This is a genomic window from Oscillibacter sp. UBA6647, assembly GCA_002455655.1.
GTDB lineage: Bacteria > Bacillota > Clostridia > Oscillospirales > Oscillospiraceae > Oscillibacter.
This window is the reverse complement of record DKLF01000170.1, coordinates 1-7750: the sequence shown is the minus strand read 5'-3', so window position 1 is coordinate 7750 and position 7750 is coordinate 1. Positions and strand designations below refer to the sequence as shown.

The 7750-nt window shown below is 57.9% G+C and carries 5 protein-coding genes; all 5 read left to right on the top strand.

The window, feature by feature from the left end:
* Positions 1–2163: EAL domain-containing protein (locus B2W96_RS11790; RefSeq protein ID WP_293010632.1), on the top strand; the 2163-nt coding region annotated here is incomplete at its 5' end.
* A 104-nt stretch (positions 2164–2267) separates the two neighbouring features.
* Complete coding sequence (locus B2W96_RS11785; protein WP_293010631.1) at positions 2268–3665, top strand: MATE family efflux transporter; 1398 nt, start codon at positions 2268–2270, stop codon at positions 3663–3665.
* Between the two features lie 137 nt (positions 3666–3802).
* The gene (gene nrdD, locus B2W96_RS11780) at positions 3803–5980 is read left to right on the top strand and encodes an anaerobic ribonucleoside-triphosphate reductase (RefSeq protein WP_293010629.1); all 2178 of its coding nucleotides are present in this window, start codon (positions 3803–3805) and stop codon (positions 5978–5980) included.
* Between the two features lie 55 nt (positions 5981–6035).
* Positions 6036–6554 (top strand): anaerobic ribonucleoside-triphosphate reductase activating protein, encoded by a 519-nt coding sequence (nrdG, locus tag B2W96_RS11775; RefSeq protein ID WP_293010628.1) that lies wholly within the window; start codon positions 6036–6038, stop codon positions 6552–6554.
* Positions 6555–6648: 94 nt separating this feature from the next.
* Positions 6649–7488 (top strand): hypothetical protein, encoded by an 840-nt coding sequence (locus B2W96_RS11770; RefSeq protein WP_293010627.1) that lies wholly within the window; start codon positions 6649–6651, stop codon positions 7486–7488.
* Positions 7489–7750: the final 262 nt, after the last annotated feature.

Genomic DNA, 7750 nt, shown 5'->3' with positions numbered 1-7750 from the left:
GATCGGGATTTGGACCCGCTGACCAGCGTGTTGCAGTGGGAACCGTTTTTAAAAAAAGCACGGGACACGCTGGCGGAGATGGAGCAGGATAAGAGGCCCCGGTCACTGTCCATCATCTTCTTAAACATGGACCGCTTTAAGGTATTCAACGATCTTTTCGGGCGGGCCGCGGGCGACCAGCTTTTGCGGAATCTGGCGGCAAAGCTGACGGCAATGCGGGGCGTGATTCATGTTGGCCGCGTGGGCGGGGATCGCTTTGTGCTGCTGTGCCGCACGGAAGAACTGGAGCTTTCCCGCTTCAACCGGCTGGGCGCCGAACTGATGCGGCGGTTGCATCTGAAATATGCGCTGCATCTGAGCTGCGGCGTTTGTGAAATTGATGATCCCACGCTTCCGGTGGCGGAGCTTTGCGACCGCGCACAAATTGCGCAGGAAACCGTTTCCGGCCGCAGCGACAAGAGCGTGGCTCTTTATGACGAGGAGCTGCGCCGAAGCCTGCTGTGGGAGCAGGAGGTGGCCTCCGGGATGTATGAAGCGCTGGAGCAGGGCCAGTTTCAGGTGTATCTCCAGCCGATTTTCAGCCTGTCGTCCAACGCGCCGGTGTCGGCGGAGGCGCTGGTGCGCTGGGACCACCCCAAGCGTGGGCTGATTCCCCCCGATCAATTTATCTCTATTTTTGAAAAAAACGGCTTTATTAACCGGCTGGACCAGTATGTATGGGAGCGGGTATTTCAATATCTGGCGGAGCTGAAGGCGGCGGGTTATCCCGATGTGACCATTTCTGCCAACATGTCGCGGCTGGATATTTACAGCGCGGATATCTGCGGGCAACTGACGGGGCTTGCGAAAAAGTACGATGTGAACCCCGCCGTCTTTCGGATAGAGGTGACGGAAAGCGTCTATATGGAGGACCCGGGGCAGATGCTGGAGTTGACCCGGCAGCTCAACGCGGCGGGCTTTGCCGTTTTGATTGACGATTTTGGCAACGGCTATTCCTCACTCAATATGCTGATGAATATGACGGTGTCGTCTTTGAAGCTGGACATGGGCTTTATCCGCAGCGTTGGCAGCGACGAGCGGACCAACTGCGTGGTCAGCAGCATCGTGCGCATGGCCAAGTGGCTGGAGATGAGCGTGGTGGCAGAGGGTGCGGAGACGCAGACGCATGTGGACTATCTGCGCTCTATCGGCTGCGACCGGGTACAGGGGTATTATTTCTCCCGCCCTGTTCCCAAGAACGATTTTTTCTCCCTGCTGGAGCACTACCGGTCGGCTTCTGCGCTCGAGCGGCCCCGGATTTTTGACAAGACGGCGGATACCCGGGCTGTGTGGGACGCGGTGAAGACCTATGACAGGATGATGCGGGGAAGAATGGACGCTGCGGCCATGTTTGAGCAGTTTGGCGACGCGGCGGAGATCCTCAGCGTGAATGACGGGTATTACCGACTGATGGAAAGTTCTCCCGAGCTTTTGTTCCGCAGCGGGCAGTTGATTACCGACTGGCTGGAGGAACGGGACCGTCCCGCGTTTCTCGGCGCGATGGACGCCGCTTCGGAAACGGGGGAGCGGCAGGAGCTGGTGATTCGGCGGTATATGGATTCCTACCGGATTAAAAGCCTGATGGTCAGTGTCTGCTATATGGGGCGCAAGGACAGCCGCAAGCTGTTTTTGGCACTGTTCCGGGATATCTCTTTACTGAAGCTGCCTGCGGAGTTTGGCTGCATGGTGCCCTCCGTCGTCCCCAGAGAGGAGGACGGGCAGCCCCGGCAGCCGCAGGTATTGGGTTGCCGTACCTGCCCCAAGCTCTTAATTGTGGAAGACAACCGGGTGAATCAATTGGTGCTGGAGAAAATGCTCTCTTCTCAATACAGCATTCTGGAAGCGTCCAACGGCAAGGCGGGGCTGGATGCCCTGCGCAGCGGGGAAAACATCGGCGTGGTACTGCTGGATATCATCATGCCCATTATGGACGGGTACGAATTTCTGCAAAAGAAGGCGCAGGACCCGGCTCTGCGGGGCATTCCGGTGCTGGTGCTTTCCCAAACGGATAATCTGGACAGCGAGGAAAAGGCCCTGCGTCTGGGGGCCAGAGGCTTTGTGCGTAAGCCATATGACCCTGAGGATTTGAGAAAAACGCTGGATGCGCTGGCAAATGGAATCTGATGATTGATAAAAGCACCCCTGCAACTCGCGGCGGCAGCCTTTGCCGCCGCGAATTTTGCGGGAACGCCGTGCAAAAGCTTGAAAACAAGGAGACAGCAAACCCTATGTTGAAGTCAAAGGCTTATGAAATTGATATGTGCAGCGGACCGATCCTGAAAAAAATGCTGCGCTTTGCCGTGCCGCTGATGGCCTCCGGTGTGCTTCAGTTACTGTTCAACGCGGCGGACGTGATTGTGGTGGGACGGTTCTCCGGGGACAATTCCATGGCCGCGGTGGGGTCCAACGCGGCGCTGATCAACTTACTGACAAATTTGTTTGTCGGGCTCTCCGTGGGCGCAAACGTGCTGGCGGCCCGGTATTTCGGGGCAAAGCGAGAGCGGGAGCTTCACCGCGCGATCCACACCACCATGCTTCTTGCCTTTTGCAGTGGCGTGGTGCTGATTGTGGCGGGCATCGCCATGGCCCGGCAGGTGCTGGTCTGGATGCAGACGCCTCCCGCCGTGCTGGATTTGGCGGTGCTGTATCTGCGGATATACTTTTTGGGGATGCCCGCCCTGATGCTCTATAACTTCGGCGCGGGTCTTCTGCGTTCCAAGGGAGATACCCGGCGCCCCCTGTATTACCTGCTGCTGGCGGGCATCGTGAACGTGGCGCTGAATCTGCTGCTGGTCATCGTGTTCGATCTGGACGTGGCGGGCGTGGCCATTGCCACCGTGGTGTCCCAGTGTATTTCCGCGGCGCTGGTGGTTTCCTGCCTGATGCGGGAGACGGGGAGCTTTCATCTGGAGCTGCGGGCGCTGCGCTTTTACAAGGAGCAGCTCCTCGGCATTTTGCGGGTGGGTCTGCCTGCCGGAGTGCAGGGCATCATTTTTTCGCTGTCCAACGTGGTCATCCAGTCCTCCGTCAACTCCTTGGGCGAGATTGTCATGGCAGGCAGCGCCGCTTCCAGCAATATCGAGGGGTTTGTATACGTGGCGATGAACGCTGTCTATCAGGCAACGCTGTCTTTTACCAGCCAGAACGTAGGCGCGGGGCGGATGGACCGCGTCAATCGCATTTTGCTGACGGGGCTGGGCTGCGTAACGGCCACGGGATTGGTGCTGGGCGTGGGCGCGTGGCAGGCAGGACGGCTTTTGCTTGGAATCTACTCTAGAGACCCGGCGGTGGTGGAAGCTGGCTTTGTGCGCCTTGGCATTATCTGCGGGACCTATTTTGTCTGCGGCATGATGGACACGATGGTGGGCGCTTTGCGGGGCATTGGCTACTCCGTGATGCCCATGATGGTGTCGCTGATGGGAGCCTGCGTCCTGCGTCTTGTGTGGGTTGCCACGGTCTTTCAGATTCCGGCGTATCACACACCGGAGTGCGTTTACTGGTCCTATCCCATCTCATGGATAGTGACCCTTTTAATCCATGTGCTCTGCTACCTCTGGGCCAAGCACAGGGCAGACCAACGCTTTGCCGAAGACGCAGACGAGACGGGAAGTTGCGGAAATTTCTGACCAAAATACTAAATAGGGTATTGCAAAATGATCGTATACACTATATAATGTGGTTATTATAAAACCATTTGGTTGACATAAAAGTAAGTTGGGAAGAACTATTTTGGCTTTTCGACAAAAGGGAGCGGCAGAAAATCATGAAAATTATTAAAAGAAACGGCAGTGAAGCGGGTTTTGACCGGGAGAAAATCGCGGCGGCGGTGGAAAAATCAAACCTTGCGGACGGGCAGACGCCGGAGTTGTCCCACGCGCAGGTAGAGCAAATCGCGCTGAACGTCGAGACCACGGCGGAGAAGGTTGGCCGGACGCTGAACGTGGAGGAAATTCAGGAGCTGGTGGAGACGGAGCTGATGCGCCACAGCGCCTATGAAACAGCGAAGCGCTATATCCGCTATCGTTATACCCGGACGCTGGCCCGGGCCGCCAACACCACGGATAATCAGATTCTCAGCCTCATCGAGTGCAACAACGAAGAGGTTATGCAGGAAAACTCCAATAAGAATCCCACGGTGAACTCCGTCCAGCGGGACTATATGGCGGGCGAGGTGTCCAAGGACATCACCAAGCGGCTTCTGCTGCCGATGGAGGTTGTGCAGGCCCACGAGGATGGCGTGATTCACTTCCACGACATGGATTATTACGCCCAGCACATGCACAACTGCGATCTTGTCAATCTGGAGGACATGCTGCAAAACGGAACGGTGATTTCCGGCACGTTGATAGAAAAGCCCCACAGCTTTTCCACCGCCTGCAACATCGCCACGCAGATCATCGCGCAGGTGGCCTCCAGCCAGTATGGCGGGCAGTCCATTTCCCTTGCCCATCTGGCGCCCTTCGTGCAGGTTTCCCGAGATAAAATTCGGGGCGACGTGCTGGCGGAGGCGGCCGCCATGGGAGGTCATCCCGAGGGGGAGGTTTTAAACCGGATTGTGGAAAAGCGCCTTCGCGCGGAAATTCGCCGGGGCGTGCAGACCATCCAGTATCAGGTGGTGACGCTGCTGACCACCAACGGGCAGGCTCCGTTTGTGACGGTGTTCATGTATCTGGGCGAGGTGTCCGACCCCCAGACCAAGCGGGACTTGTCGGTGATTATCGAAGAGACGCTGACCCAGCGATATCAGGGCGTGAAAAACGAGGCGGGCGTGTGGATTACCCCGGCGTTCCCCAAGCTCATTTACGTGCTGGAGGAGGACAATGTCCGCCCCGGAACCCCCTATTACTACCTGACGGAGATGGCGGCCAGATGCACTGCCAAGCGGATGGTCCCGGACTATATTTCCGAAAAGGTGATGCTTCAGAACAAGATTGATAAAAATGGGCAGGGCCACTGCTACACCTGCATGGGCTGCCGTTCATTCCTTACGCCCTATGTGGACCCGGAGACGGGAAGCCCCAAGTATTACGGTCGGTTCAATCAGGGCGTGGTCACCATCAATCTGGTGGATGTGGCCCTGTCCTCCGGCGGAGATATGGACCGCTTTGAAGAGGTTTTTTCTAAGAGGCTTGCGCTTTGCTACCAAGCGCTGATGTGCCGCCACAAGCGGCTTAAGGGCACTCTCTCCGATGCGGCCCCCATCCTGTGGCAGTACGGCGCGCTGGCCCGACTGAATAAGGGAGAAACCATCGACAAGCTGCTCTACGGCGGATATTCCACCCTGTCTCTTGGCTATGCGGGTCTTTACGAGTGCGTGAAGTACATGACCGGGAAATCCCACACCGATCCGGAGGCCACGCCCTTTGCGCTTTCCATCATGCGTCGGCTCAATGAGGCTACCGCCGCGTGGAAGGCCAAGGAAAACATCGACTTCTCCCTGTACGGAACGCCGCTGGAGTCCACCACCTACCGGTTTGCCAAGTGCCTGCAAAAGCGGTTCGGCATCGTTCCCGGCGTGACGGACAAGGCCTATATCACCAACAGCTATCACGTCCACGTGTCCGAGGAGATTAACGCCTTTGACAAGCTGGAGTTTGAGTCCCAGTTCCAGGCGCTGTCTCCCGGCGGGGCCATCAGCTATGTGGAGGTTCCCAACATGCAGGAGAACATCCCCGCGGTTTTAAGCGTGATGGAGTATATCTACGACCACATTATGTACGCCGAGCTGAACACCAAGAGCGACTATTGCCAGACCTGCGGCTATGACGGGGAAATTTCCATTGTGGAGGACGACGGCAAGCTGGTTTGGGAGTGTCCCAAGTGCGGCAGCCGGGACCAGAGCAAGCTGAACGTGGCCCGGCGGACCTGTGGCTATATCGGAACCCAGTTCTGGAATCAGGGCCGGACGCAGGAGATTCGGGAGCGGGTGCTCCACCTCTAAATCAACGAAAAAAAGCCCGCCGGAGGACCTCCGGCGGGACTTTTCGAGGTGTGCCATGAATTATGCCAATATCAAAACCTGCGACATTGCAAACGGCGTGGGGGTGCGGGTCAGCCTGTTCGTCTCCGGCTGTACCCATGGCTGCCCCGGCTGCTTTAACGCTGAGGCGCAGGATTTTCAATACGGAAGGCTTTTTACCGGCGAGACGGAGGAGCTGGTGCTGCGGGCGCTGGAGCCGTCCTATGTGGCGGGGCTGACGCTTCTGGGGGGCGAGCCCTTTGAGCCGGAGAACCAACGCGCGCTGCTGCCCTTTATCCGCAGGGTCCGGGCAGAGCGCCCGGGGAAAACCGTGTGGGCCTTTTCCGGCTATACCTGGGAGGAGTTGACGGGGGAGAGCCGCGCCCGCTGCGAGGCAACGGACGAGTTGCTGGCCCTCACCGATGTACTGGTGGACGGGGAGTTTGTCCAGTCGCTGAAGGACATATCCCTGCGCTTCCGCGGCAGCGCCAACCAGCGGATTATCGACGTGCCCGCGTCTTTGCGGGAGGGAGAAGCGGTTCTCTGGAAGGACTGACAAGAGAAAGGCCCTGCCCGGCATGAAAGTGGTTCCCTCCGCATACATCCAAACAGCCGGGCGAATCTGTTTCGCCGGGAAGGAGGAGAACCAAATGAAAACCCCACTTTCCAAAGCGGAGTCAACGGGCTGCCCTTCCGGGGCTGTCCCCGGGCTGAGGACGCTGAAAAATCTGCTTACCACCGCCTTACTCCCAATGGGGAGCGCGCTGTACGTCTACGGCGGCGGGTGGAACCGGGAGGATACCGGCGCGGGTCCTCAGGCGGTCCGCATCGGGCTTGCCCCGGAGTGGTGCGCGTTTTTCAGGGCGCAGAACAAATGCTATTTTTATCGGGACTATTATCCCGTATTGGGTAGAAATGTCTATTATTACGCGGGGCTGGATTGTTCCGGTTATCTGGGCTGGACGGTTTACAACACGCTCCATGACCAAGACGGCCTTCCCGGCTATGTGTACTCTGCTGCTGAGATGGCAGGGAATTTTGCCCGCCGTGGCTGGGGCCGTCTGACGGAAATCGGGGAGGGAAATGCGCTTTGCCCGGGGGATATTTGCAGCATTGCGGGACACGTCTGGCTGTGCATGGGGACCTGCGGCGACGGCAGCGTTCTGCTGGCCCACTCCACGCCTTCCGACAGCCGCGCGGGCTGCCCCGGAGGGGGCGTACAGCTCAGCGCATTGTCACCCGGTAATTCTGATTGCTGCGAAGCGCTGGCGCTGGCCGAGACAGTGATGCGGCGCTGCCCCGCGTGGTATGCCCGTTACGCGCCGGTTAAAAAACCGTGGGAGGTTTATACGGCGTTTTCCGGTGGTGTGTTCCGTTGGGCGCTTGACGGGGGCGTGCTTACCGACCCGGAGAGAGTTGCCACTCTTTCGGCGGGGGAGGTGCTGTCGCAAATTTTCGGAGAGACGGGGCTTTCTTGTTCTCACCGGTGAATGGAGGTTGGGATTTCCCAGATGAGGACCCGGTTACTTCCTTTGGGTGTCGCGCAAGAGAAGTGTTTTTCCCAGACAAAAGCCACCACTTTTACCGCCGCTGCGTCCCAAGCCCGGGCAGAAAAAGTGGGACCCCTTTTCTTTTTAAATCGCTCGATTCCACATAACAGCTTTAAAAGCTTCTCTGTATAAACGTAAAAAGAGCCGGGAGTTCAACTCTGTTGAACCCCCGGCCTTTTACTTAATGTCTGCTGAATAATGC